Origin of the sequence: Novosphingobium sp. RL4 (assembly GCF_035658495.1) — a bacterium.
GTDB lineage: Bacteria > Pseudomonadota > Alphaproteobacteria > Sphingomonadales > Sphingomonadaceae > Novosphingobium.
On sequence record NZ_CP141944.1, the window covers coordinates 826,051 to 851,244 of the forward strand.

Genomic DNA, 25,194 nt, shown 5'->3' on the forward strand with positions numbered 1-25,194 from the left:
GTCCTTGAGGGAAACGAATTTTCCAGGAGCCAGACCATGCCGCCCATCGAAGTGGGATCAACAAGCGCCCTGAGCGCGATCAACGCCCGGTTCGCACGTGCCAGCGGCACGGCAAGCCAGCAGACCACGAGCCTCGCGGCCTGGTCCGACAGCCCCACCGTGGATGCTTCTTCGGCGCTCGATCCCGGCAGCGTGCCGGTCGATACGGACCGCGTGGCGGAGATCCGCAAGGCGGTGGAGAACGGCACTTATCCGGTGATCCCCACCCAGATCGCCGATGCCATGATCGCGGCAGGCGTTTTGCTGAGGAGTCATAAGGAATGACCCGGCGGGCTGGCGGAGGCCCGGCTTCGGCAGCGGATGCGGGCGGCACAGAACTGCGCGAGATCCTGCGGCAGATGCTTGCCGTTCTCGAAGGCGAGCGGCAAGCGCTTGCCGGGCTGGATCTTGACGCCATCATCGGCGCCACCCGCGACAAGGACCGTCTTTGCGGCTCGCTTGATGCCGTCGAGGCGGCGGAAATCGACGAGGAGTGCCGGAGCCTGCTGGAAGCGGCGCGGCGGCTGAACGAGATAAATCGTCAGGTTCGCAACATCATAGCCGCCAATGTCGCCACCCGCCTCAACATGCTGACGGGCGCGCCGCAGCTCTACCGGGCCGGTGCGAACTACGCGCTCGTGGCCGGCCGCGCCTGAGCCCGCCGGTAAAAGATCCATCCGGCACGGGCCTTGCCGAAACTGGCACGTGCCTTGCGGAAGGGGCTCCCGAACCAATCGGAACGGGAGTTTCACATTGAGCGAGGCACAAGTCACGAGTGCCGGAATTGTCGGCGCGGGCGGCAGTGCCCGTGCGCAGGGGAATGGCGCGCGCGCCGCGATCGCGCGCGCGGCGCAGGCAACCGGGGTCGACTTCCAGTACCTGATGGCGCAGGCCCGCCTGGAATCGAGCCTCGATCCGGGCGCGCACGCCGATACCTCCAGCGCGGCGGGACTGTTCCAGTTCACGAACGGCACCTGGCTGAACACGCTGGGCCGACACGCGGCGGACCACGGCATGGCCTGGGTCCAGCAGGCGATCAGCGGCGGCGGGCTTTCCGACCCCGGCACCCGCGCGCAGATCATGGGTCTGCGCTACGATGCCGATGCCTCCGCGCTCATGGCGGCCGAACTCGCGAACGACAACCGGGCGGACCTGACGGCGCGGCTCGGCCGGGAGCCGGATTCCGCCGAGCTTTATCTCGCGCATTTCCTCGGTTCGGCAGGCGCGGGACAATTCCTCTCGGCGCTCGCTGCCGACCCCTCGCAAAGTGCGGCATCGATCCTGCCGGCTGCGGCCGCGGCCAATCGTTCGATCTTCTTCCAGAACGGAGCAGGCGGTTCTTCGCCGCGCAGCCTCGGCGGGGTGATGGACCTCATGCGTGCCAAGATGGCAGGCGCGATGGAAGGCGGCTTCGATGGAGAGGGCTGGGATGGAGCCCCCGCTTACGCATCCACTTATGCCTCTGGCGCGGCGCAGGCGCCGTCCGGGCCGATCGCGCGCGCATTCCGCGAGGCTGCGGCGGAGGCCGGCGCGCAATCCGCGCCGCGCACCTCGATGGCCGAAACGCTGCGAGGCATGTTCAACGCGGCGGGCAGCAGTGCGCCCGCGCACGTCCGCGATGCCTATGCCCGACTTGCGGGGCTTGGCCTGTGAACCGGCTCCTGCGCCGTTTCGGCGATATCGGGGCGATGGCACTTCCGGCAGGCATCCTCACGCTGATCGTGCTGATGATCGTGCCGGTGCCGGCCTTCGTGCTCGACGTGTCGTTCGTGCTCAACATCGCGCTTTCGCTAGCCATCCTCATGGCGGCGATGAATGCGGAAAAGCCGCTCGATTTCTCGTCTTTCCCCTCTGTCCTGCTTTTCGCGACGCTGCTGCGCCTTGCGCTCAACGTGGCGTCCACCCGTGTCGTGCTGGTCCATGGGCACGAGGGTGAGGCGGCGGCGGGGGTGGTCATCGAATCCTTCGGCAAGTTCCTGATCGGCGGCAATTTCGCCGTCGGCATCTTCGTCTTCCTGATCCTGATGATCATCAACCTCGTGGTCGTGACCAAGGGGGCCGGCCGCGTTTCGGAAGTCTCCGCGCGCTTCACGCTGGACGCGTTGCCGGGCAAACAGATGGCGATCGACGCCGATCTCGCCGCGGGACTGATGACCGCCGACGAAGCCAAGGCCCGCCGCCGCGAAGTGGCGACCGAGGCGGATTTCTACGGCTCGATGGACGGTTCCAGCAAGTTCGTGAAAGGCGACGCCATTGCCGCGCTGCTGATCCTGGGCGTCAACATCGTCGCGGGCTTTTGCCTGGGCATGATAAGCCACGGGCTTTCCGCCACCGAGGCGGCGCAGACCTACATCACCCTCGCCATCGGCGATGCCCTTGTGGCGCAAGTGCCCTCGCTGCTGCTGTCGATCGCGGCGGCCGTGATCGTCACGCGCGTTTCCGACAGCCGGGATCTTGCCGGGCAGATCGGCGGCCAGTTCGCCGATCCGCGCACCTGGCTGCCGGTCGGCGTGGTGCTGACCGCCATCGGCCTGATCCCGGCCATGCCGCAGATGGTGTTCCTGCCCGCGGCGGCGCTTGCCTTCTGGCTCTGGCACGTGCTGCGCAGGCATCAGGCGGTGCCCTTGCCGGTGCTTGAGGCGCCGCCCGTGGCCGATCCCTCGCGGATCGTGCTGGAGGATGTTTCCGACCACACGCTCGTCACCATCGAACTGGGATACGGGCTGGTCCAGCTCGTCGACGAGCGTCGCGGTTCGCCGCTGGTCAGCCGGGTGACCGGGGTGCGCAAGCAGCTCAGCCAGTCGTTCGGCTTCATCGTCCCGCAGTTCCGCGTCCGCGATGCGCTCGACATGCCGCCCCATGACTATCGCATCGTGCTTGGCGGCGTGACGCTGGGCAGCGCAACGATACGTGCAGACCGCATACTCGCCATCGACGCGGGAGAGGCCCGGGCCAGTCACGGCCTTCGCGGCGAGGCCACCCGCGATCCGAGTTTCGGCTGCCCGGCGCTGTGGATCGATCCCGCCGCGCGCGATCATGCCACGGCCGAGGGCTTCCTCACCGTGGATGCGGGCACCGTGATCGCCACCCACCTCAACCAGCTCCTTTCCGAACGGTCGCACGACCTGCTTGGTCCGGACGAGGTGAGAGCACTTCTCGAGGGGATCAAGGAGCATTCGGCCGGTCTGGTGGAGACGATCCATCCGCAGCCGTTGTCCCTCGCCGCGATGACCCGCCTGCTGCGCGCCTTGCTGGAGGACGGTATCCCGATCGCGCATCCGCTGCCGATCCTTGCCAGCCTGAGCCGGGCGGTGCAGCAGACCGTCGATCACGAGCGGCTGGTCGAACTGATGCGGGCCGATCTCGGGGCGCTGATCGTCGGCCGGATCTGCCCGCCGCATGAGCGCCTGCCGGTCATCACGCTCGATGCCGGGCTCGAAGCGGCGATCGTGCAGGGCATGGTCGATCCGGTAACCGGACAGCCGGTGATCGAGCCGGACCTCGCCCGCATGATCGGCGAGCGTGTCGCCGCGCTGAGCGCCGAGCGGGGGCCCGGCGAAGTGCCGCTGGCACTGGTCGTCCAGCCGCGTGCGCGCCGGGCGCTATCCGCGCTGCTGCGCCTGCGCGCGCCGGCATGCCTGGTGCTTTCCATCGCCGAACTGCCGCCGACCCAGCCGATCGAAGTCGTCGATGTCGTCGGCGCGGCGCAGCCGGAGCGCATGGCGCCCGGCCTTCCCCATCCCGAACAAGCCGAAAGCATGGCCGCATGAAACAGGACCAGAGGGGCTTCAGCGCCTATGCAAGCCGCGTCGCGGGGGCCTATCAGGGCGACGTGGCAGACCGTGTCCGCCGCTTCCTGCCGATGGTCCGGCGCCTCGCCTGGCATATCCACGGCAGCGGGAGGCCGGGAATCGAGCTGGAGGACCTGATCCAGGCCGGGCTCGTGGCGCTCACCGAATGCGCGCAGAAGCATCAGGGCCCAACGGAGGACGGGTTTGCCGCCTATGCCAAGATGCGCGTGCGCGGGGCCATGGTCGATCTCATCCGCCGGACCGTGCCGATGTCGCGCGGGGCGAGCGAGCGGCGGCGCCAGCTTGCGGGAAAGGAGACCGAACTGCGCGGCATTCTCGGCCGCGATCCGCTGCCGCACGAGCTGGCCGGGGCGATGGGCATCGAGGAGGCGGAACTTGCCGCGCTGCGCGGGTCCAGCCAGCCGCTGCACTTCGAGTCCATCGACGAGGTCTATACAGACCAGAACATGGCCTTTGCCGACGAACGCCCGGACAGTCTTGCGCTGCTGGCGGACGAGGAACTGCGCGGGGCCGTGGTGGAGGCGATCGCCGATCTTCCCGATCGGCTGCAGCTGGTGGTACAGCTCTACTTCGTGGAGGAGCTGAACCTTGCCGAGATCGCGCAGGTATTGCAGGTCTCGATCCCGCGTGTCCACCAGCTCAAGGCGCAGGCGCTCGCGAAACTGCGCGGCAGCCTTGAAGGCGTGGCGGATATCCTTTGACTGGGGTGCCGCGCATCAGGCGGCCCGGGCCAGCGCGGGCTTGCTGAGCAGCGCCAGCAGCGAGATGCGGTTGAAGAACCACATGCGCTGCAATTCCAGATCGCTGTATTTCCGCAAGGTGTTGGCGAAAGTATAGGGCGTATACCAGACGTTGTGGTCGGGGTGGACGCCTTCGAGGAAGGTTTCAGTTTCCGCCACATAGTCGAAATGGCGGGCGCGGCACTGGAAGGCGTCGGGAACGGAGATCAGGAACAGCCCGGCGTCGACCGACTGGATCTGCGCCAGGAACCCGGCGACATCGGGGACATGCTCCATCACTTCGGGAACCAGCACGACGTCGTAGCTGCCCGTCACTTGCGAGAAATCCGTGAACAGCGCGCCTTTCACGAAAGGGCGAAGCTGTTCGAGAGCCTCTCCGTGAGGGTCGATCCCGTCAAGCTGCGCGCAGTGCGCTTCCAGCCGGACGTGAAGCGAGGTCTGCGGATCGGTGATCGGCCAGTCCGCGCAGCCGACATGAAGCACGCGCTGACCGGCGAGCAGGCTGGCGAAGACATCCATCCGGCCGAGCGAGGCCAGTTCCGCGCCGACCGGCACGCGCTGGAGGAAATAGGGCGCATGAATCCGTTCGAGCGGCGAGGCTTTCTCCGAAGGCGCGGTAGCCTCCACTTTCTGCGGATCGGGAGATGTGGCCGGGGCGGGGGCATGAGGGGACGAGGATCTGGAGGAGGCCTGGGCAAGTGCCGCCACATCGGCCTTGTGCATGTCCTCGTAGCTGCGCAGCGTCGAACCCCAGAGCTGGTGGGCATAGACCGGATCGCTGCCGCCATAAGTCAATCCGGTGAAGTGGCGCGGTATGAAGTAGTGGCTTGGATAGATGCGCAGCGGCGTATAGGCGAACTTGCGATAGCAGTCGGTCAGGCGCTGCGGCCCCACGGTCTTCCACGCCATGTCGCCGATGACGGAGGGGCTGGCGGCGATGTCCTCCACGATCTGCCTGACGAAGTGATTGCCCGGCGTGCAGCCGAAGTATCCGGCGGCGATGAGGCCGGGGCGCGCGATCTCGCTTTCCCAGCAGGCGAAGGCTTCGCAGGCGAGCAGTTCGTCGCCCAGGGGGCGGGTGCAGATGCTGTCCGCATCGAAGACGACACCGCCATGTTCGAGGAGGATTTCCCAGCGCATCATGTCGGCAACGCCGTTTAGTTCGCGCGGGCGCATCTGCGCGATGTGCCGGGCATTGATCCAGTCGCGGCCGTCCAGTTCGGCATTGCCCCAGAGGCGAAACTCCCAGTCCGGATGGGCCTGGCGCCATGTGGCGATGCAGTTGTCCGGCCGGCGGCTCTCGTCACCGACCCAGATGAAGTGGAAGCACTTTGGAATCATGGCACGGTTCCCGGCGCTGGAAGGACTTTTCCTTGCCAGGAGCTAAACCGTCAGGGTGTATCAAGTCCGAAGCGGGGCCAGGGGATTGCCCTTAGCTGCCACAGTTTCCGGCGGGCGCGAGCGGTGTCTGGGCCCGCCCGGGGGTGCGGGCGGGCCCATCCCCCACCGACTTGCCCCCATCGCGTGCACTGGCCGTATCGCCGGCCGCATGGCCTCCGCGATCGGGGCAGGTGGAACTTTGAGCCGGAGCGGCACATGAATTGCGGAACAATGCGCCGCTCCGGGCGGGTGACCTCTGGGGGTTTGAGGTCAGTCCCGCGGGATGATCCAGCGGATCGTCCCCAGGTAGCTGCCGGCGACCGACTGACCGTCGGCATTGGTCGCAGGGTCGAACCGGGCGCGCCTGCTCACGAACTTGCAGGTGGCCTCGTCGAGCCCGGCATAGCCGCTTGACGTGACGACGGCGCATTGGCTGACCCGCCCGCGCGCATCGACGTCCAGCCGGAAGCGCACGCTGCCCTGATGTTCGGCGCGCAGTTCGGCCGTGGGGTAGTCCTGTGTGGTGACCCAGCCCGAGGCATCGTTCCTGGGAAGTGCCCCCCGAGGCTGGAAAAGCGCCGGGGTTTCGGTGGGCGTGGGTAGTGCGACCGCGATTTTCTCTCTGGAATCGAAGCTGGTCGGCACGGCAGTGGGTAACGTGGTTGCGACTGGAAGGGGCTCGTTCGTAGGCAGAGGAAGGCGGGGTATCGGCGCCGTCAGCATCGGCTGATCGACTTGCTGATCGGGAACGGTCTTCGGTTCGGGAGGCGGGGGAACGGGAAGCGGTTCGAGCTTGATCTGCGTGGCTTCCGGCCGCTTGGGTGGATCGCTCTTGAACATGGTCACGGCAAAGCCATTGACCAGCGCAAGCACGAGGCCGCCCTGGATAAGTGCGACGATACCCCCGGTGAGGGCTTTCTGGTTACCGTTGGAATTCCGATCAGTGTAGGACATCGGCATCCTCTCCATGGTGCCCGTATCCTTGCGACTGGTCGCAAGCCCGGCGCACTTCATGGAAAAGAAACTATCACGAATCGGTGTAATTCAAATAGAATTATACTAAGCAGAACAAGCATTTAATGTTGCATTGCTGATTATCGCCGTGCTTACTTTCTATCGCACTGCAGCAATAGCCTTCTGCCGTCGGCGCTGGACCGAACTGCCAAGGCCGATGGCTTCGCGGTACTTGGCCACGGTGCGGCGCGCCAGTTCGAAGCCTTTGCCCTTGAGGAGGTCCACCAGGGTGTCGTCCGAAAGGATGGCCTTGGGGTCTTCCGCATCGATCAATTGCCGGATCGCCGCCTTCACCGCTTCCGCCGAGGCGCCTTCGCCGCTTGCCGCTGCGACGCCGGAGGTGAAGAAGAACTTCATCTCGTAAGTGCCGCGCGGGCAGTTCAGATACTTGTTGGAGGTAACGCGGCTCACGGTCGATTCGTGCATGCCGATGGCCTCGGCCACGGTGCGCAGCGTCAGCGGCTTGAGCTGCGAGATGCCGTGCCGGAAGAAACCGGCCTGCTGCTTCACCAGTTCGCTGGCGACCTTGAGGATCGTCTTTTGCCGCTGGTCCAGCGCCTTGATGAGCCAGTTGGCATCGGCAAGCTTTTCCGAGAGCCACGCCCGCGAATTCCGGTCGGAGCAGTCGCTCCTGAGTTCGACATAGTAGCTTCGGTTGACGATCAGGCGGGGCAGGCTGTCCTGGTTGACCGCCACGTCCCAGCCGCCGTCGGCGCGGGGCGTGACGAGGATGTCCGGCGTGACCGCCGCGCTCGGCTCCCCCCCGAACCGCAGGCCCGGCTTGGGATCGTAGCCGCGCAGTTCCGACAGCATGTCGGCGAAATCCTCGTCGTCCACGCCGCACATCCGCTTGAGCCGGGCAAGCTCGCCGCGGGCCAGCAGATCGAGATTGTCGATGAGGCGGGCCATCATCGGATCGTGGCGATCCGCCTCCCTGGCCTGGAGTGCGATGCATTCCGAAAGCGTTCGCGCGCCGACCCCGGTGGGATCGAGCGACTGCACGACCCCGAGCGCCGCTTCGGCCTCGGCGAAGGAGATGCCGAGATCGCCCGTGACTTCGGCAAGGGTGACGGGAAGATAGCCGGCCTCGTCGAGCAGGCCGATCAGGTAGCGCGCGATCCCGGCGACGTGGCGGTCGTCGGTGGCCGATCCGACCTGGGCTTCGAGATGCTCGATAAGCGAAAGCGCGCCGCTGCCGCGTTCATCGATGCCGGGAAGCTCCGCCCCGCCGCCGAGCCGCAGTTCGTTGGACCAGTCTCCGGTGTCACGGTCGCGGTCAAGCGCGGCAGTGTCTATGTCTAGCGGACGGTCGTCATCGCCCCGGCCTTCGCCGATCAGCCGGTCTACCGGCGAATCCTCTAGTGTCGTGCGGCGCGCGTCCTCTGGAAGCTCGACCGTTTCGGCAACGGGGGAGGGCGGTTCGCCGCCCACGTCCAGAAGGGGGTTGGCCTCCAGCGATTCGCCGATGAAAGCCTCGATCTCGAGGTTGGACAGCGCCAGCAGCTTGATCGCCTGCTGGAGTTGCGGGGTCATCACCAGCGACTGGCTTTGCCGCAGGTCTAGCCTGGGCCCCAGCGCCATGGCTCAGGCTTCCGGCGCGGCCGGCCTCGCGGAGGGCCTCACTGGGGAAAACCGCTCATAGCGTGAAGCCCTCGCCGAGGTAGAGGCGGCGCACGTTCTCGTCGGCGACGAGCGCCTCGGGGCTGCCTGCGAAGAGCACCTGACCGCCGTAGATGATGCAGGCGCGATCGACGATATCGAGCGTTTCCCGCACGTTATGGTCCGTGATCAGCACGCCGATGCCACGGTTCTTGAGATCGCGCACGAGTTCGCGAATGTCGGAGATCGAAAGCGGGTCGATGCCGGCGAAAGGCTCGTCCAGGAGCATGATCGAAGGCTTGGCCGCCAGCGCGCGGGCGATTTCGCAGCGGCGGCGTTCACCGCCCGAAAGCGCCATCGCGGGGCTTGAACGCAGGCGGGTAAGGCCGAATTCGTCAAGCAGGCGTTCCAGTTCGCTGGCGCGGACGTGCTTGTCGGGCTCGTTCAGTTCGAGCACGGCGCCGATGTTCTGTTCGACAGTCAGCCCGCGGAAGATCGAGGTTTCCTGCGGCAGGTAGCCGAGACCGAGAACCGCGCGGCGATACATCGGCAGCCGGGTCACGTCGACGCCGTCCATCAGGATGCGGCCCGAGTCGGGACGAACGAGGCCCATGATCGAATAGAAGCAGGTGGTCTTGCCCGCGCCGTTCGGCCCCAGCAGCCCCAGCACTTCGCCCTTGGCGACCGACAGCGAGATATCGGTCAGCACCGCGCGCTTGTCGTAGCTCTTGGCGATCGAAATGACTTCGAGCCCGCCGGCTTCTGCGACGGTCGGGATGTGGTGGGCCGCTTGGTCCTGCGGAAGTTCGGTGGTTCCGGTCATGTTCAGAGCGGTTTACGCACGCTCCCGGCTGTCGGCAAGTCGGCAATTCCCGGATATGGTGTCGATTGGCAGGTTTCCTGCATGGTTCGGCGCAGTCCGGGAACAGTGCACTAATATTGCGCATTTCGGGGGTGTGCTTGAAATCCGGGCCGCTGCGTGGTCTAGTGGACGCACAAAGAGACACGAGGTCGCAACAAAAGACCGGGTTGCTAAGACAGGAAGGCACCATGGACAGGATCGGCAAGCAAGGCGTCGATACGAAGGGCATGATCTCGGCAGCGCTGCCGGACAAGCCGGTGCCCCCGGAAGGCCGTTCGATGAAGGATTGGGCGAAGGCCGACTGGCGCCGCAAGATGAGCGACAACATCGCCTATGCCCTGCTCGTCTATACCGCCCTGCAGATCTTCGTGACGGTCGGCGCGCTCAAGACCGGGGGCGAATCGCTCCTGCCCTATCTTGCACTGGTGATCCTGGTGGTGGCGATCATCCCCGCCTGCCGCCGTTTCGAGGCGCGCTGGAACCGGCTTGACGACGAACAGGCCCATGACCCGGCGCTCGCTCCTTATTATCGTAGGGACCGCATCATGCTGTGGCTGCTGGCGATCGGCCTGCCGTTCGCGCTGACGGGGCTTTTCAAGGGCCTTGCGCTGCTGCTGAAGCACTGAAAGCGCGCGCCGGTTCGCGTGGGCCCCGCCCCTTGAACGGGCTTGGGGAACGATAGCGCATTTGCGCTTGGCGCTCGCGGCGATTAGGGCTGCGCTCCCGCGTCGGTAACGCGGCCAGTGGAGACCCGAAGATGCTCAGCCCCCAGGAAGCGCTCGACCGCGCTCAGGATCTCGTCGCCCGTGCCCGCAAGGCAGGTGCCGACGCCGCCGATGCGGTGTTCGGTGCGAGCTCCTCGGAAGGGATCCAGGTCCGCCTCGGCAATCTCGAGGATGTGGAACGGTCCGAAAGCGAGCATATCGCGCTGCGCGTCTTCGTCGGGCGTCGTTCGGCGAGCATCGGTTCCTCGGACCTGTCTTCGCAGGCGCTCGACGAACTGGCGCAAAGGGCGCTGGCGATGGCCGGCGCTGCGCCGGAAGATGCCTATTCCGGGCTCGCACCCGAGGAATTGCTGACCCGTTCACCCTGGCCCGAACTCGATCTCGTCGATCAGGCTGAGCCCAGCCCGCAGGAACTGCGCGCCATGGCGCTGGAAGCCGAGGACGCCGCACGGGCCGTTGCCGGGATCACCAATTCGGATGGCGCCACCGCCAGTTCCGGCACGGGCGTGTTCGCGCTTGCCACCAGCCATGGCTTCGCGGGCGCCTATGGATCGACCAGCCATTCGATCAGTGTCTCCGTGGTCGGCGGGGAAGGTGCGGGCAAGCAGCGCGATCACGCCTGGCGCTCGGCCCATCACCGCAGCGACCTGCCACCGCCGGCCGAGATCGGCACCCGCGCGGGCGAGCGGACCGTGGCACGTCTCGATCCGGGCAAGCTTTCCAGTGGGCCGATGCCGGTCGTATTCGATCCGCGCGTCGGCGGTTCGCTGGTGGGGCACCTGATCGGCGCCATGTCCGGAAGCGCGATCGCCCGGCGTTCGAGCTTCCTGCTCGACCGGTTGGGAGAGCAGCTCTTCGCGCCCGGCATTTCCATCGTCGAAGACCCGCATACGCTGCGCGGACTGCGTTCGCGTCCGTTTGATGGAGAGGGGCTGCCGACGCGGGCGGGCCATCTGGTAGAGGACGGCAGGATCACCGGGTGGCTGCTGGACAGCGCTTCGGCGCGCCAGCTCGGCCTAGCGCCGACCGGACATGCGGCACGCGGCGGCGGCGGAGCGCCCGGCGTATCCGTGGGCAACCTGCACCTCGAACCCGGAGAGCAGACGCCCGCTGAACTCATGGCCGACATCCGGGACGGCGTGTATGTAACCGAACTGATCGGCCACGGCGTCAATGCCGTCACTGGCGATTACAGCCGGGGCGCTTCCGGTTTCCGTATCGTCAACGGCGAGATCGCAGGCCCGGTTGCCGAGTTCACCGTTGCCGGCAACCTGCTTTCCATGTTCGCGGCGCTGCGGGCGGCGAACGATCTGGAATGGCACCGCGCCATCAACGTGCCGACGCTTAGGGTCGATGGGTTGACGATCGCGGGCGATTGATCGCCGGCAGCGCGCGCGGCTTTCACGACTTTTCAATTCATCGGGTGCTGCTATCCGGTTTTCGACAATCTATCTGGATTTGATTTGATGATCCCTTGGGGTGGCGACAGGGCGCCGGGAAGCCGGCAGGACGGTATCGGCCTGACCGTTGCGGTGGACGAACTGCGCCCGGCCGCGAGCGATGACGGCGTTCGCCGGTTCGAGATGTCCGGGACCGTTGCCGGCGATCTGCCGTTCCTGTCCTGGGACACGCTTGGGGCTGAAGTGGCGATCTTCGTCAACCGCGCGGGCACCGCCTTTGGCCAGGACGGCGCAGTGATCGGCAATGGGCGGCTTTACGAGGACCGGATCGAAATCGACCTCGTCCTGGACCGGGCTGCTGCCGGGGAACTGGCCGCAAGCGTCGAAGGGCCGGGCGGTAAAGCGATCTGGCTGAATGCCGAGCCCGTGACGGAAACGATCTTCCGCATCCTGTCGGTCGGGAAGGGCTGAGCGCGAGCCTTCTGTGCGATGAAACGCGCGGCCCTTGCGAAAAAGAGGTAGCCTCCGGCTCGCAATAGCCGGCACGGCGGCGGCCATGCGGGTTACCCTATGCCGATGTTGTTGCACGAGGTTTGGGGCGGAACGCCTTGATGGGCCCAGCGATTTCTCGCGCCTTGAAGCGGATGCGAAGGGAGCGGCGCTCGCCTGAATCGTACTGGCCTGCGCGCCGACAGGACCGGATCCACCGCCCTTTCCTGTTCCTTCTCGCGCCGCCCGGCGCCGGTTCCACCACGATGGCAAGCTATCTTGCGGACCATGTCAGCCTTGCCGGGCTTCATTCCAGCTACGAAGGACAGCGGCTCGTCAGGGGGCTGATGGATGTCGATCGCTGGTTTCCGGAAAAGTTCGTCGATTTCGAGGCGGTGATAGGGGCCTGGGCTGCGCGGGTCGCGGAAATAGAGCAGTCCCGCCCGGTGGCCTACTTTCTGGAAAAGAGCCCGCCGAACCTCGTGCGCCACGACGAATTGCTGCGGCATTTTTCGGCGGCGCGCGTAGTGGTGACCAATCGCGAGCCCATTGCGAACATCGATGCCCGGCTGCGGCGTCCGCTGCCTTCGGTCTATGACGGTGTGGATCGCCGGGATGTGGTGGGCCATCTTGCCAGGCTGTGGGTCTGGCAGAGCGGGCTCCTGCGCGATGCCGTGGAGCGCGGGGGCTATCCGCTCGTGACATACGAGGCGTTTCGCAGCGACCCCGCCTCGCTGGCTTCCGCATTTGGAATCGAGAACGCAGCGCCGGTTTCCGATGAGCCGGGGGAGGCCTCGGGCGATCGTTCCAAGGGACATGGATCGTCTTCGCAGCGCGCACAGGTCAAGCTGCTGACCACGGTAGAGCGCAGGATCGTGCACGAGACTGTCGCGGCCAAGCCGGACCTGCTGGCGTTCTTCGGCTACGCGGCAGCGGGTTCGCCTTCCGCCTGAGCGGACACTGGCCGGGCCTGTTGCAGCGATCTCAGTTCGACCGGCTCTCACGCGAATAGTAGTACTGGTAATAGGCCATTTCCTCGCTCAGCACTGCCGAGGAGCGGGTGTCCACTTGCGTGAGAATGATGCCGAAGATCCGCGCACCGGCGCGATCGAGTTCGCGGATCGCCGTCTTCACGACCTTGCGCTGTGTGGTCCGCCACCGCACGACCATGAGCGTGAGATCCGCCATCGTGGCGATGGCGCGGGCTTCGGCGACGGGGATGGCCGGTGCGATGTCGAGCACGACGAAGTCGTATTCCTGCCTGAAGCGGTCGAACATGGCGGCCGTGGCCTGGGAATGCATGATGTCCGACTGGGCGGTGAGTTCGGTGTTGAGCGGCAGGACATGGGCGCCGGATGCCTCATCGAGCACGATCACATCCTCGATGCGGGCCTGACCGTTGAGGACTTCGACAAGGCCCGGGCGGTTGCGGAGACCCAGCGCAAGCGTGGTGCCCATGCGGCGCATGTCGCAGTCTACCAAGAGGGTCCGCCTTCCCGCGAGCGCGGTGGACCGGGCGAGGGCGATGGCCGTGCTGGTCTTGCCTTCTCCCGGTATCGAGGAAGTGACGCCCACGGAACGGGCGAGTTGTCCCTTGTGTCCGATCTTCAGCGCCGTCCAGATGGCCCGGACGGATTCGGAGAACGGGGATTCCCGGTGTTCGACCACGAAATCGGGAACGCCCAGGGCATCATTCCTGCGGAAGTCGGGTTCGTCCATCGTCCCGATATCCGGCAGGCTGCTGACCACTTCGTAGCCGGTGAACTCCTCGGTTTCGGCGCGGGTGCGCAGGCCGCGCTCGCGCCATTCCAGCGCCATGGCCAGGAGCACCGCCGCGATGATCCCCGCGATCAGGCCCCCCAGCATGTAGACCAGCAGGTCGGGCGAAGAGGGCCGCACCGGCACCTGAGCCCGGGCGATGACCTGGGCCTTGCTCTTTTCCGTGCCGCGCGTCGCCAGTTCCACCCGGTAGCGATCGAGGAAGGTCTGGTAGAGCTGGCGCGAACTTTCCGCGACGCGCTCCAGTTCGTTCAGGCGCACCGAAGCGTTGTTGCCCGCCAGCAGCCTGCCCTTGGCGCTGCCGATCGCCGACTGGATCGCGCCGACGCGCTGGCTGTCGACGCTGATGTCCGACCTGACGCCGGAACTGGCGCGCGAGACTTCGCGGCTCAGCGCCTGCCGGGCCGTCGTCAACTGGGCCTGGGTCTTGACGCGGTCCGGGTGGTTGGGGCCGTAGACGGACGATTGTTCCGCCAGCTTGACTTCGAGGCGGGACACGTCGGTTCGCAGGTCGCGGATCACCGGGCTGCTGTTGACGGCGGTGCCGTTCTCCCCGGCGTTGGCGCTTGCGCGTCCCTGCGAGGCGGCAAGTTCCGCCTTGGCGGAGGCCAGTTCGGTGTTCAGCGTTGAAAGTTCCTGCTGCGCGATCGTGCTGTCGTTGCTCACGCTCACGAGGTCGGACTTGGCGCGGTAGGCGGCTACGGCGGCCTCGGCCTTGATGACGTCGCCGCGAAGCTGGTCGAGGCGGGTCCGCAGCATGTTGATGTCCTGGCTGCGGGCGGACTGCTCGCTCTGGACGTTGCCGCTGACATAGGCGTCGGCCACGGCATTGGCCACGGAAGCGGCAACCGCCGGATCGCGGGACTTGTAGCCCAGGTTGATCGCATAGGAGAGGCCCTGTCGGCCCACCGTCAGGTTGGACCTGACGATCGCCGTCGCTGCCGGGATCGAAAGCGGACCTGCGATGTCCGGCGCGCCGGCGGCGATGAAGGCGGGGTTCGTGTTCAGCCGGGCATTGCGCACCGCGGCGGTCGCCACTTCAGGGGAGAGGAGCACCTGCACTTCGGTATCCACGGTCGGCGAATCGACAGCGGTGTCCTTGTCGGTCTGCGCCGTCCGCACCAGTTGCTGGTCGTTCCGGTCGAGCGCGAGCACGACGTTCGCGTCGTACTGTTTCACTGCGAGCATGTAGGCCGCCAATGTCGCGGCAAGGGCGCAGCCGATGACCGCCAGCATGGCCCATTTGTGCCGCCAGGCGAGCATCGCCAGCCAGGACAGGTCGATGAGTTTGGAACCATCGGGACCGGACGTGGTCGAAGGGGCTGCGTCCACGCCGCGCAGGTTGGAAACGGGGAGCTTTTCGAAAGCTGCGGACAAGTCGCTCTACCTTCCGGAGGACGTGGAAATCGACTGTCATCTTGGGAGTTTTCTGCCCCCTGAATCCATCAGAAACAGGTAGTAATTCGAAATCTCTGCAACCACTCTCTCGGGCGAACGCCGGGCCACGAAATGCAGCGGCACTGCCCCTGCCACGGCGGCGGCCGCCTGGGCGGCCTCGGCGATCTGCCGGTGCGACAAAGGCGCGTTGATCGCCGTCACCCGCGGCGGCCCCAGTTCGTCGAGAAGGCCCGAGAAGGCGGAGATTCCAGACACCATCACCGGCGTGCCGCGCTCGGCTGCCAGGATGGCGAGGCCGCTGTTCTCGCCCCGGCGATAGGGCAGGAGCAGGATCAGCGTCTCGTTGAGCCGGTCCGCCATCTCCTGGTCGCTGAGCCGGGTAAGCACCCACTCCATTCTCCAGCCGCGCCCGGAAAGGGCGGCGAGCCGGGCCTCCAGCGCGGCGGCTTCGGCGGGGCTCTCCGGCAGGCCGTGGACCAGATAGCGGCGACTGTCCGGTTCAGCGTTCTCCAGCGCGGCGAGCATGTCGTCGAGGCCCTTGTAGCCCTTGATGTCGCCGAGGAATGAGACCGTATCGCGGCGCAGGCCGATGGTGGCGGCAGGCGGCGGATAGGCGCCGGAATAAGTCCAGTGGGGCGCAACCAGAGCCGGAATGCGGGTCAGCACCGGGTGACGGAGCCGGGCCTGCGCGAGGCTGCTCTCCGACATGGCGTGGATACCGTCGAGCAGGGCCATGAACCGCGCCATCCAGAACCTTTCGAGCCTGGGGCGCAACTGTTCGTGAGAGACGGCATTGTGCATGGTCCAGACGATCTTCGCGCCGCGCGCCTTCTGGAGCGCGAGAAACACCGCCCAGGCTGCGATCGTCCGCAAGCTGCGCAGGAGGCCCGGCTGTATGACCTTTTGTGGCCAGTGCAGGTGCAGGATGTCGCAGGTGCCGGTGAAGCGTTCCTTCCAGCCGGGCGATGAAGGTGAATGGCCCAGTCGGCGAAGCTGTCCGATCAGGATCGCCGTGTAGGGATTGCTGTGGCGGTTCTCTTCGCCGGGAAAGCACCAGACTCGTGCCATGAATCCTTCTGGATCGCTGCCATATACCTAATTGCATTGGCTAGTTTCATGGGCGCCGCTGCACAATTGCGATTAAGTCTTAGGGCATGGCCCGCCCGAACCGCGGCGGCGCCGCGCTCTTGGCGATGATGGGCGACACCAGGAAGGCAGGGAACCGATGCGCGTGGACAGGGTGGTCTTTCCGTTCACCAATGAGAAGATCGGCGGCAGCCACGTTTCCTCCTTCACGCTCGGCAGGACGCTTCAGCAGGACTACGGGGTGGAAGTGGTGGTGGCCGCGCCGCGAGACAGCCTGATAGAGCAGGTGGCGCGCGAACGCGGTTTCACCATCTGGCCGCTCGGCGAATCCCCGAGCTTCCGGCACGGCCTGGCGACGGAGGCCCGGTTGCTGCCGCGCCGGCTGTCGCTGCTGTCAGGCCAGCCCGAGGGTACGTTCGTGCACTGCAATGACCTGTCGGCACTCCAGAGCTGGGGACCGGCGGCGCGGCTTCGCGGGATTCCGGTGGTCTACCACAACCGCGCCTTCAACCGTCCGGTGGCCCCGAACCTTGCCGTGATCGCCACGGCCCAGCGCATCATCTGCATCTCGCAGGCCGTGGAGCAGCGGCTGCCGCAGTGGCTCAGGAGCCGGTCGGTTCTGATCGACAATCCCGTGGAACTGGCCGAGGACGTGGATGGCAAGGCGCTCAGGAATGCCTTCGCTGCTTGTCACAGGGTTGCCGGGGAAGGGCCGCTGATCGGCTTCATCGGCAATTTCGCGCACCGCAAGCGGCCGCGCTTCTTCCTGGAGATGGCGCGCGCGGTGCTGATCGAGCTTCCGCAGGCGGCTTTCGTGATCTTCGGCCGCGAGGTCGATGAAACGCAGCAGGACCTTGAAGATTTCGCGCGGCAGCTCGGAATTGCCGACAGGGTCGTCTTTGCCGGTTTCCGCCTGCCGGTGGAGGAGAACATCGCCATGCTCGATCTTCTCGCCATCCCCGCCATCGACGAGCCCCTGGGGCGCACGCCGCTGGAGGCGCTGATACTGGGCGTGCCCTATGTGGCCACCGACGATGCGGGACTGGGCGAGACCGGCCGCCGTTTCGGCGGCGGGGTGCTCGTGCCGTTGGACGCGGGGCCTGAAGCATTCGCCCGGAGCGTTCGCGGCGCGCTGGCGGGTTCGGATCCAATCGCCTTCGCCGATGCACGTGGCCGCGCCAGGGAAACCCTGTGCGCGGCCAGCCATGCGAAACGGGTCATGGAAGTCTACCGCGGCCTGTCTGGCCGGCGGGGATCCGATCAGAAATAGACCCGCTGCCCGACCGTCACGGTGGACCCGGAATAACTGCTGGAACTGTTGAGCACCTGCCCGGTCTTGGAAACGAGCCTGCCGATCCGCAGGTTCACTACACCATCCTCGGCACGGAAGAGCGGAACCGAAGGATCGCCGGATGCGATGAGCACGTCGATCGTGATGGTCCGGGTCTTGGTCTTGGTGCCCTTGCCGATGATGCCCACGAAGCGGTTCGTGCCCAGTTCGACCAGGCCGTGGCTCTGGTCGGTCCATGCCTTGATGCCCTGGCGGCAACCGGCAAGGTAGACATTGTCCACCCTGACCTTGCCCTTGATGTCCAGACAGGCATCGCTGGCATTCAGGACGCGTCCGTTGGAGATCGTCCCCGAATAGCCCGCCTCGGTCGAGATGCCGTCGACGTTCTGATAGTAACTACCGGACTTCATGAACAAATTCTGGAAGTCGAAATTGCTGATCGCAAAGGAGCCGATGTCGTTGGCGTCCTTGCCCTTTAGTGCGATGGCGGCCCATGCATCGTCGCTGTTGATCGACGGGTAGTTCTTGTCGCCGATCCACACGAGATCGCGGAACACCGCCTTGCCGATGCCATTGCTGACGTTGACCAGACCGAGGCCGAGCACCGAATCCGCGCGGGCCGCCGTTTCGGAAACCCGCTGGACCTGGATGTTGGGGACGTTCTCGCCCCGCAGGAGCGGCCCGTAGCGCAGGGATTTGACGTCCTCCATCGCAAAGCCGGTGGCGTTCTTGCCGTTGACGAGAATCTTGCCGTCAACCGCGCAGACCTTCTTCAGGCTGGCGGAAGTCGGCCCGAGGCGCAGGGTGGTCATGGCCTTGCACGAGGTGCCGGAGGAGAGTTGCGGCGCGGTGATTGCGGGCATCCTGAAGGCCGTGGCCGTGGAGGATGCCTGGGCGAACATGACCGGAGCGGCGGCAAAAGGGCTGAACCGGGCGATCGATTCGCCGATGTCGGAACTGGAAAGACCTGCGAAAAGCAGGGAGAGTGCGACGACCGAAGTTTTTATCATATTTTTACTCAATGACTTGGCGATTTTTTCGGCTCTTTGCGAGCACACGAGAGTATATCTCCGCAGGGATTGCGAAGAACGACGCGCGAAATCTTATCCCGGGCAAGGCGCAGGGCAACGCCGGAACCGGCGGTTATCCGGTCAAACGGGATGGGGCGCAGCAAGATTTGCGACGGGCCGAGGCGCGGGCCGGGTCATGAGCGAGGCGTGGACAGTAAAACCGCAAAGCAGGCTGTAGAACAGCAGCCCCTCGATCATCCAGAACGGCATCGTCGCCATGTTCAGCAGGAAGAAGCCGAGATGCGCCATGATGAGGACGAAGCGGGCCGGCGTGCGCGCGGTCAGCGCCAGCCAGAACATCCACAGCCACAGGAACAGCATCGCCGCGACGCCGAGCAAGCCCAGTTCGTAGAGCGTCGAGATCAGCGTGTTGTGGGCATAGTAGCGATAGCGCCCCTCCCAGGCATTGGCGCCGTATCCGAACATGTGCTGGCGGGGGGTGCTTTCCTCCCAGGCGGTGACGTACTGGCTCCAGAGCAGCAGCCGGCCTGACAGCAGGGCCTGGTCGTCGCGGCTGAATTCGGCGGGCGCCTTGGTGAGGATTTCCGGGTGCGAGGCGATCGTGCTGATGGCATCGAAACGATCGCCGGCCACGATGGGAAGCACGGGAAGGCAGGCCAGCACCAGCAGCCCGCCAAGGATGGTGGCGACGGGGCGCTGGCTCGGCCGGACGGCGGAGGTCAGGACCGAGACCAGCAGGCCAAGAGTGATCGGCGCGGCGGTTATGATGGCGGTCCGGTAGTTGGCGGCCGCGATCCCGCCGATGCAGACGACCGCGATCGCAAGCTTCACCAATCGCCGGAGATCCGGGTTGAGCACGGCCGCGAGAAGCGCGGTGAGCAGGATGATCGAGAAGCTGGCTTCGTGGTTGTAGCCGCCGATGTAGGACGCCGAACCGTCGCTCTCGGTCGCCTTGGCGATGCCCAGGACGAGGCTGTAGGACTGGAGCAAAAGCGGCAGCAGGAAGGTGAACAGGACCCGGATCAGCACCTTGCCGGCGCCGTCAGCAACGAAGGCGTCGTAGGCCGCGAGCGCGATGACGGTGAAGTAGGCATATTTCACCAGGCTTTCCGTGCTGCCGGATGCATCGTCGTTGAAGGTCGCGCTCAGCAGGATCACGAGGAGCAGGGGGGCGATCGCTCCCACTACGATCGGGACCGCGCGGCTTCGGCGCAATTGCAGGATGCCCAGGCCCACGACCAGCACCGAGACCAGCGCGTTCCAGCTCAGCCCCGCAGGCGATGCGGAGAACGAGAAATGGGGCAGTGCTGACATGGCGAGGCGAACGGCGCAGGCGATCACCAGGAACTGCGCGGACCTGCCGATCCTGAGGCACAGCAATGCGACCAGGACGCAGTAGAGCATCATGGTCGGGACCATCAGGAACTGCGGTATGGGAGGGCTTCCGACGGTCAGCGCCAGCATCGAATTCTCCCGGAAGGAAGGGCGGCGCGTGCCAATGCCTTGCCTTCAGCGTGCAGGTTTGAGGGCTGAATCTTGGTGGCTCCTGCTCAGGATTTCACGGTAGCGAACGGCGGTGCGCTGGGCGACTTCGTCCCAGTCCATCAGGGCTTCCACGGGCAGTTCGGCGCGGCGCGGACTGTCGCGGCGGGAAAGGCGCGCAGCCAGGACACCGACATCGCCAACCGGAAAGTAGCAATCGGCCGGAAGGCCAAGGTCGAGGTTCGGCTGGATATCGCTGAGCAGGACCGGGCAGTTGCTGGCCAGCGCCTCTAGCGCGGCGATAGGCAGTCCCTCATGGAAGGAGGGCAGCACGAAGAGCGAGGCATTGCGGAGCAGGACGCCGAGCTGCGCGCGGGGCACCATGCCGAGGAAGCGGACATTGGCCCCGGCCATCTGGGCCAGTTTCTGGGCATACCGATCCGATTTCTTCGCGGCTCCGGCAATGACCAGCGTGCGCGGGTCCCCGCTGCGGGCATGCGCTTCGATCAGGTAGTGGATGCCCTTCTCGGGAACCAGCCGGGCGACGCAGCACAGATAGTTTCCGGGCTGGAGCCCCATTTCGGCCAGCAGGACGTCGTCGGGCTGGGGGCATGGCGGCAGCGCGCTGACGCCGTTGGGGATGAAATCGACATGTTCGGCCCTGCCCGGATAGCGCTCCTTCATTCGGGCGGTGAGCGAGGGGGATACGCAAACGACCGTATTGGCGAACTGGACGCCCAGCTTTTCGCCCATCCGCAGCATCCACTTCGCTCCGCGTCCCCACTTCTCGCGCTCGTAGTCGGCACCGTGATGCGTGAGCAGGACCTTCAGGCCGAGCAGGCGGGCGAGCGGCGCCAGCAGGCCGGGGCCGACCGCGTGGATATGAATCGCCGTCGCCCCGTGGGTGCGGGCGTAAAGGATGCTGAACAGCGTGGAGATGATCGCTTCGCTGGAACGGCCGGTGGGGCAATAGAGCGCCTTGAGCGCAACGCCCCGAAAGCTGGTCATCGCCGGATCGACATAAGGTGCGCGGCAGCAGACCTCGATCTCGGTATCGACCAGCGTGGCGGCGATACGCGGCAACAGTTCCTCGCAGTGAGTCTCGACCCCTCCCATGACGCCGGGGATCCCGCGCAGGCCGGTGACGCAGATCTTCATGTCGCCGCCATCCGGTTCGCGGCGACCGCCTGGATCAGCGATTTCCGGAAATCGCCGACGGCCTGGTCGAGCGAGAACGATTCCGCGCGTCTGGCCGCCGCTTCGGAAAAGGCGGGGCGATCCTGCGCGATCAGCCGGCCCATGCAGGTCGCCATGGCCTGCGCATCGTCCATCGCCACCAGCGCGCCGCCGGAACCGAACACCGCAGGCGCATCGCCAAGCGTGACTTCGAGAATTTCGGCCGGACCCGAGGGGCAGTCCGTCGCCACTACGGGAAGCGCCAGGGCCATGGCTTCCAGCATGGCATTGGGAAAACCTTCGGCATTGGACGTCAGCAGATAGCATCCGGCGCGGGCCAGCACGGCATGGGGATTGGCGAGGAAGCCGGCGAAGCGCACTCTCCTTTCAAGGCCGAGCGAAGCTGCCAGATGCGCGAGTTCCTCCCGCAGCGGGCCCTCGCCCAGCACGATCAGGTTGCCGCGTGCGGGTGCCGTGGCCAGGGCCCGGATGGCCATGGCGGTATTCTTGTTGTCCACGAGGCGTCCCATCGTGACGAAATCGTCGCGCGTGACCTCGATCGCCGGTTCGAGCGCGGCGCGGGCGCGAATGCGGTCCACATCCACGGGGTTGTGGATGACGCGAATCCTGTCGGGCGAAATGGCGAAGTCGGTTTCCAGCGTCCGGGCGACCCCCTGGGACACGGCGATGACCTGCCGGGCCGCCGGGTAGGTCCTGCGGATCAGCAACCGGCTGACGAGGCCGGACAGGCCGTGCTTCAGGTGGGCGGTGGTATTCACCCTTTCGCTGATGACGGTTGCGCCGCCGGTCTGCCGCATCGCCGCCAGCGTCGCGACGTTGGCTCTCGACAGGAACGACAGAGCGACGTCGGGCCGGGAGCGGCGCACCAGCCTGCGCATGCCCCGGACGCTGCGCAGCAGGCCGCCCTTCGCATCGAGGCGTTCGATCGGTACGTTCTCGGGCAGGAGGTAGGCTTCCTCGGCCTCGTTATCGAGCAGGGCGACGGTTATCGCGAAGTCGCTGCGGGGGCCGCTGAGCTGTTCGACCAGCGTGGTGAAGACGCGTTCCGCCCCGCCGCCAGCAAGTGAATTGATGACGAAGAGCGCGCGGAGCGGCGGGTCTGGCCTCATGCGTTCTCCTCTGGCGACTTGCCGGTGGAGCGTAGCGTTCAGGCCCGCCAAGAGCGATTCACCATAATTGGGCAATCGATGCCTCAATAGGGTGGAGAGGGCGATCCAGATGATTGAGCAGAAGGGATATCCGGCGGTAGCGATGCGCCGGATGCGTGGCCCAAGCTCTTCAAATGGGGCATCAATCCCTGCGGATTCGCACTTCGCGCTGCGGGAAGGGCAGCTCTATCCCTTCCTTGCCGAACCGTTCGGCAATGGCGAACCGGACTTGCGAGGCGATGGATGCGCCATCGGTCGCGTCGGGCACGAACAGCAGCAGGCGCATGTTGATCGAGCTTTCGGCAAATGCGTCCAGCGTCACGCTGGGTGCCGGCGACGGAAGCACGCCTGGGTTCGCATGGGCAATCTCCAGCAGGACAGCGCGAACCTTTTCGAGATCGGAACTGTACGCCACCCCAACCGGCACCACCACGCGCGCCAGTGCCGCCCCCAGGCTCAGGTTCTTCACGCTGCCGGTGATGAGCTGGGAATTGGGAATGATGATCTGGTGACGGTCGAAGCTTTCCAGGTGGGTCGAGCGGACGGACACTTTTCGCACGATGCCGGAGAAGTTCCCGACCTCGATCCAGTCCCCTTCGCGGATCGGCCGTTCGATCAGCAGGATCACGCCGCTGGTGAAGTTCTCGACGATGGATTGCAGGCCGAAGCCGAGACCGACCGACAAGGCCCCGGCAACGAAGGCGAGGCTGGAAAGGTCCAGTCCGGTGCTGGCGATGGCGATGACCGCGGCCAGCACGATCCCAGCATAGCCGATCATCGTCACGATCGAGGCTTGTGAGCCCCGGTCCAGCCCGAATTGCGGCAGGATCGAGAGGTTGATGATCCGCTGGGTCCAGCGTGTGGCGACGTAGCCGGCAAGGAAGATGAAGGCGAAGGTGAGAATGTCGCCCGCCGACAGGTTCACCTGGCCGATCGTGACACCGCTGCGCAGCGTGACGATGGCATCGCCGATCTCGCGGCTGTTGTAGCCCCAGGTCACTGCCAGCATCGGCACGGTGCAAAGCGTTATGAAGAGCCCGGTCAGCATCGGCACGAAGTGCAGCGTCGTGCGGTAGCGTTTGAACCGTCCTTCGGCGAGCAGGCCGAGCACCAGCGAGATCAGCCGGTGCAGGAAAATGGCGATGGCGATGACCGCGATCGAAAGCACCGCGTCCGAAAAGATTTCACGCGCGAGGATGATGTAGCCGACAAGCGCGGCGGAGACGCTGCCAATCACCAGCAGCTTGAGAATTCGGCTTAACGGCGATGCAAAGTCTAGCATTTCTGGTGGCTTGCCGCCCGATGCCGTGGCTTCGTCCTGGCCTTCGCGGCCCTTGTGAAGCAGGTTCGCAAGCACCCAGATCAGCCCGCCGCCCAGGATCAGCAGCAATCCCGAAATGAGGTCGATTGCGGTGGCAGACGCGAAACCGGCCTGCTCGAGAGCCTCGACGATGGCTTCCATCGCCATGACCACGCCGATCCAGCGGACCGTCGATACGCCCTTGTCGACAAGGGCCGGCCGCAGCCGCACCAGACGCAACTGGACGAAGGGCGATTGCAGCGTTCCCTTAGCAAGCCACTGGGTGATGGCGACGATCAGCGCCGCAAGCACGAAGATGGTGCTGAGCCGGACCAGTACGGCGATGGTGACGAACGGTTTCAGCACGAGGCCCATGGCGGCGATCGTGCAGCCTATGCCGAAGAACAGCGCGATTGCCGTGGAAACATCCTCGAGCACCACGATCAGCAACCGGCTAGCCAGTTGCTCCACGTTTTCGATCCGCTTTGCCAGCCTGGCGCTCAACACGCGCAGCAGCCATGCGGACGCGAACGGGCCCAGCAGCATCAGTGCCGCTGCGCCCAGCACCCGGCTGGCGAGGCCAAGGAAGCCGATAGCCTCGTAGCCCCGCGCAAAGCCCGCCGCCATGGCTTCGGCACCGCGCCGGGCATCGCCGGCGAAGGTCAGCCAGAGGCGGGGATCGAGCACGGAAGAGGCGCGCTCCGACTTGCGCAGGCGGTCTATCGCCGCGATCCGTTCGTCGAGATCGGAGACGAGGGTTGCCGCGCGCGCCTGTGCCTCGCGGGCGCGAAGGACCGGCCCGAGAGCAACGGAAAGGCGCGCGTCGAGTGCCTTGCGCTGGTCGGTGATGGCGGAGGCTTCGGTCTTGCCGGATTCGGGCAGCGGGCCGAGCGCGGTGATCTGGGCCTGTATGATTCGCGCATCGAGGTTGCTGCGATCGGCAATCCCGCGAGCCAGATCGCGGTCGGCCGCAAGACGGTCGCGCAGGAGGTTCAGTTCGCGCACTTCGTCGTAGTCGTGCCGTGAGATGTCCGTGCGCAAGACGGCCTCGGCATGCCTGGCATCCGCATCGAAGCTGGCCACCGCCTCGCTCGGCGTTTTCCTGACGGGATCGGGAGCAGGCTCGGGAGCGGGGTCGGCCTTGGGGAGCGCCGAGGCGATGGCAGACGAAAGCGCGGGAGGCTGGGTGGCAGGCTGGGCGGCCAGCGCGCTTCCCGCAGCCAGCATAAGGACAATGGCCAGCACGCACCGCGCGATCGCGGCGAGGCCCGCACTTCCGACGGCGATGCGGTTGCGGTCTTTCAACCCTGCGTATCCTTCAGAGTGGCGCGGCTTCAAGGGTACCCCCGCCCAGCGCCAGCGGCGAAGCATGGGCCGGCGCCGGAAAGGCAAGACAATAGAGCGTTTCCTTATGCCCGCGCC

The 25,194-nt window shown here is 65.9% G+C and carries 21 protein-coding genes; 10 read left to right on the plus strand and 11 right to left on the minus strand.

Annotation, left to right across the window (positions count from 1 at the left end; genetic code table 11):
- The first annotated feature begins 36 nt into the window (after positions 1-36).
- The 5 genes from flgM to U9J33_RS04075 all read left to right on the plus strand — a co-directional run bounded on the left by flgM (position 37) and on the right by U9J33_RS04075 (position 4,552).
- Positions 37-324 (plus strand): flagellar biosynthesis anti-sigma factor FlgM, encoded by a 288-nt coding sequence (flgM, locus tag U9J33_RS04055; RefSeq protein WP_054436630.1) that lies wholly within the window; start codon positions 37-39, stop codon positions 322-324.
- Positions 321-695, plus strand: a complete 375-nt coding sequence (locus tag U9J33_RS04060) for a flagellar protein FlgN (RefSeq protein WP_324698050.1) — start codon at positions 321-323, stop codon at positions 693-695. The genes flgM and U9J33_RS04060 overlap by 4 nt, the downstream gene beginning before the upstream one ends.
- Positions 696-792: 97 nt before the next feature.
- Positions 793-1,692 carry a lytic transglycosylase domain-containing protein gene (locus tag U9J33_RS04065; RefSeq protein WP_292636610.1) on the plus strand — a complete coding sequence of 300 codons (900 nt, stop codon included), beginning with the start codon at positions 793-795 and terminating at the stop codon, positions 1,690-1,692.
- Between the two features lie 35 nt (positions 1,693-1,727).
- Positions 1,728-3,809, plus strand: coding sequence for a flagellar biosynthesis protein FlhA (locus U9J33_RS04070; protein WP_185998864.1), 2,082 nt, complete (start codon positions 1,728-1,730; stop codon positions 3,807-3,809).
- A complete protein-coding gene (locus tag U9J33_RS04075) occupies positions 3,806-4,552 on the plus strand; it encodes a sigma-70 family RNA polymerase sigma factor (protein WP_324698053.1) in 747 nt (248 codons plus the stop codon). The genes U9J33_RS04070 and U9J33_RS04075 overlap by 4 nt, the downstream gene beginning before the upstream one ends.
- Positions 4,553-4,567: 15 nt before the next feature.
- Here the strand turns inward: U9J33_RS04075 and U9J33_RS04080 are convergent, their stop codons facing one another.
- The 4 genes from U9J33_RS04080 to lptB all read right to left on the minus strand — a co-directional run bounded on the left by U9J33_RS04080 (position 4,568) and on the right by lptB (position 9,407).
- Positions 4,568-5,932, minus strand: coding sequence for a glycosyltransferase (locus tag U9J33_RS04080; RefSeq protein ID WP_324698055.1), 1,365 nt, complete (start codon positions 5,930-5,932; stop codon positions 4,568-4,570).
- Positions 5,933-6,241: 309 nt separating this feature from the next.
- Positions 6,242-6,925, minus strand: a complete 684-nt coding sequence (locus U9J33_RS04085; protein ID WP_324698057.1) for a TonB family protein — start codon at positions 6,923-6,925, stop codon at positions 6,242-6,244.
- A 159-nt stretch (positions 6,926-7,084) separates the two neighbouring features.
- Positions 7,085-8,566 (minus strand): RNA polymerase factor sigma-54, encoded by a 1,482-nt coding sequence (gene rpoN / locus U9J33_RS04090; protein WP_132469420.1) that lies wholly within the window; start codon positions 8,564-8,566, stop codon positions 7,085-7,087.
- Between the two features lie 55 nt (positions 8,567-8,621).
- A complete protein-coding gene (gene lptB, locus U9J33_RS04095) occupies positions 8,622-9,407 on the minus strand; it encodes an LPS export ABC transporter ATP-binding protein (RefSeq protein ID WP_054436622.1) in 786 nt (261 codons plus the stop codon).
- Positions 9,408-9,634: 227 nt separating this feature from the next.
- On the opposite strand from lptB, the gene U9J33_RS04100 reads away from it, so the two are divergent.
- From U9J33_RS04100 to U9J33_RS04115, 4 genes are all read left to right on the plus strand, one after another.
- Positions 9,635-10,072, plus strand: coding sequence for a hypothetical protein (locus U9J33_RS04100; protein WP_324698059.1), 438 nt, complete (start codon positions 9,635-9,637; stop codon positions 10,070-10,072).
- 131 nt (positions 10,073-10,203) lie between these two features.
- Positions 10,204-11,550, plus strand: coding sequence for a TldD/PmbA family protein (locus U9J33_RS04105; protein WP_054436620.1), 1,347 nt, complete (start codon positions 10,204-10,206; stop codon positions 11,548-11,550).
- Positions 11,551-11,637: 87 nt separating this feature from the next.
- The gene (locus U9J33_RS04110) at positions 11,638-12,042 is read left to right on the plus strand and encodes a hypothetical protein (protein ID WP_324698061.1); all 405 of its coding nucleotides are present in this window, start codon (positions 11,638-11,640) and stop codon (positions 12,040-12,042) included.
- A gap of 284 nt (positions 12,043-12,326) precedes the next feature.
- On the plus strand, positions 12,327-13,013 hold the full coding sequence (locus tag U9J33_RS04115; RefSeq protein ID WP_324698063.1) for a hypothetical protein: 687 nt from the start codon (positions 12,327-12,329) through the stop codon (positions 13,011-13,013).
- A gap of 31 nt (positions 13,014-13,044) precedes the next feature.
- Here U9J33_RS04115 and U9J33_RS04120 read toward each other — a convergent pair whose 3' ends face one another.
- Positions 13,045-15,216: a GumC family protein gene (locus U9J33_RS04120; RefSeq protein ID WP_185998061.1), complete on the minus strand. Its 2,172-nt coding sequence runs from the start codon at positions 15,214-15,216 to the stop codon at positions 13,045-13,047.
- A 36-nt stretch (positions 15,217-15,252) separates the two neighbouring features.
- Entirely contained in the window at positions 15,253-16,305 is a 1,053-nt protein-coding gene (locus U9J33_RS04125; RefSeq protein ID WP_324698066.1) for a hypothetical protein, read from the minus strand.
- 163 nt (positions 16,306-16,468) lie between these two features.
- Here U9J33_RS04125 and U9J33_RS04130 point away from each other — a divergent pair, with 163 nt between their 5' ends.
- Positions 16,469-17,593: a glycosyltransferase family 4 protein gene (locus tag U9J33_RS04130; RefSeq protein ID WP_324698068.1), complete on the plus strand. Its 1,125-nt coding sequence runs from the start codon at positions 16,469-16,471 to the stop codon at positions 17,591-17,593.
- On the opposite strand, the gene U9J33_RS04135 is transcribed toward U9J33_RS04130, so the two are convergent.
- From U9J33_RS04135 to U9J33_RS04155, 5 genes are all read right to left on the minus strand, one after another.
- Entirely contained in the window at positions 17,584-18,624 is a 1,041-nt protein-coding gene (locus U9J33_RS04135) for a hypothetical protein (protein WP_132469417.1), read from the minus strand. The two genes, U9J33_RS04130 and U9J33_RS04135, sit on opposite strands and share 10 nt — an antisense overlap.
- Positions 18,625-18,765: 141 nt before the next feature.
- On the minus strand, positions 18,766-20,109 hold the full coding sequence (locus U9J33_RS04140; RefSeq protein WP_324698071.1) for an O-antigen ligase family protein: 1,344 nt from the start codon (positions 20,107-20,109) through the stop codon (positions 18,766-18,768).
- Positions 20,110-20,154: 45 nt separating this feature from the next.
- Positions 20,155-21,285, minus strand: coding sequence for a glycosyltransferase family 4 protein (locus U9J33_RS04145; RefSeq protein WP_324698073.1), 1,131 nt, complete (start codon positions 21,283-21,285; stop codon positions 20,155-20,157).
- On the minus strand, positions 21,282-22,433 hold the full coding sequence (locus tag U9J33_RS04150; RefSeq protein WP_132469416.1) for a glycosyltransferase: 1,152 nt from the start codon (positions 22,431-22,433) through the stop codon (positions 21,282-21,284). Before U9J33_RS04150 ends, U9J33_RS04145 begins: the two co-directional genes overlap by 4 nt.
- A 181-nt stretch (positions 22,434-22,614) precedes the next feature.
- On the minus strand, positions 22,615-25,077 hold the full coding sequence (locus U9J33_RS04155) for a mechanosensitive ion channel family protein (RefSeq protein WP_324698075.1): 2,463 nt from the start codon (positions 25,075-25,077) through the stop codon (positions 22,615-22,617).
- Positions 25,078-25,194: the final 117 nt, after the last annotated feature.

Excerpts from the sequence above, each read along its gene's own strand:
- U9J33_RS04150 (WP_132469416.1), bottom strand. The coding sequence starts at position 22,433 with ATGAGGCCAGACCCGCCGCTCCGCGCGCTCTTCGTCATCAATTCACTT.
- U9J33_RS04140 (WP_324698071.1), bottom strand. The coding sequence starts at position 20,109 with ATGCTGGCGCTGACCGTCGGAAGCCCTCCCATACCGCAGTTCCTGATG.
- U9J33_RS04125 (WP_324698066.1), bottom strand. The coding sequence starts at position 16,305 with ATGGCACGAGTCTGGTGCTTTCCCGGCGAAGAGAACCGCCACAGCAAT.
- U9J33_RS04105 (WP_054436620.1), top strand. The coding sequence starts at position 10,204 with ATGCTCAGCCCCCAGGAAGCGCTCGACCGCGCTCAGGATCTCGTCGCC.
- U9J33_RS04060 (WP_324698050.1), top strand. The coding sequence starts at position 321 with ATGACCCGGCGGGCTGGCGGAGGCCCGGCTTCGGCAGCGGATGCGGGC.
- flgM (WP_054436630.1), top strand. The coding sequence starts at position 37 with ATGCCGCCCATCGAAGTGGGATCAACAAGCGCCCTGAGCGCGATCAAC.
- lptB (WP_054436622.1), bottom strand. The coding sequence starts at position 9,407 with ATGACCGGAACCACCGAACTTCCGCAGGACCAAGCGGCCCACCACATC.
- U9J33_RS04070 (WP_185998864.1), top strand. The coding sequence starts at position 1,728 with ATGGCACTTCCGGCAGGCATCCTCACGCTGATCGTGCTGATGATCGTG.
- U9J33_RS04135 (WP_132469417.1), bottom strand. The coding sequence starts at position 18,624 with ATGATAAAAACTTCGGTCGTCGCACTCTCCCTGCTTTTCGCAGGTCTT.
- U9J33_RS04100 (WP_324698059.1), top strand. The coding sequence starts at position 9,635 with ATGGACAGGATCGGCAAGCAAGGCGTCGATACGAAGGGCATGATCTCG.
- U9J33_RS04110 (WP_324698061.1), top strand. The coding sequence starts at position 11,638 with ATGATCCCTTGGGGTGGCGACAGGGCGCCGGGAAGCCGGCAGGACGGT.
- U9J33_RS04075 (WP_324698053.1), top strand. The coding sequence starts at position 3,806 with ATGAAACAGGACCAGAGGGGCTTCAGCGCCTATGCAAGCCGCGTCGCG.
- rpoN (WP_132469420.1), bottom strand. The coding sequence starts at position 8,566 with ATGGCGCTGGGGCCCAGGCTAGACCTGCGGCAAAGCCAGTCGCTGGTG.
- U9J33_RS04145 (WP_324698073.1), bottom strand. The coding sequence starts at position 21,285 with ATGAAGATCTGCGTCACCGGCCTGCGCGGGATCCCCGGCGTCATGGGA.
- U9J33_RS04085 (WP_324698057.1), bottom strand. The coding sequence starts at position 6,925 with ATGTCCTACACTGATCGGAATTCCAACGGTAACCAGAAAGCCCTCACC.
- U9J33_RS04115 (WP_324698063.1), top strand. The coding sequence starts at position 12,327 with ATGGCAAGCTATCTTGCGGACCATGTCAGCCTTGCCGGGCTTCATTCC.
- U9J33_RS04080 (WP_324698055.1), bottom strand. The coding sequence starts at position 5,932 with ATGATTCCAAAGTGCTTCCACTTCATCTGGGTCGGTGACGAGAGCCGC.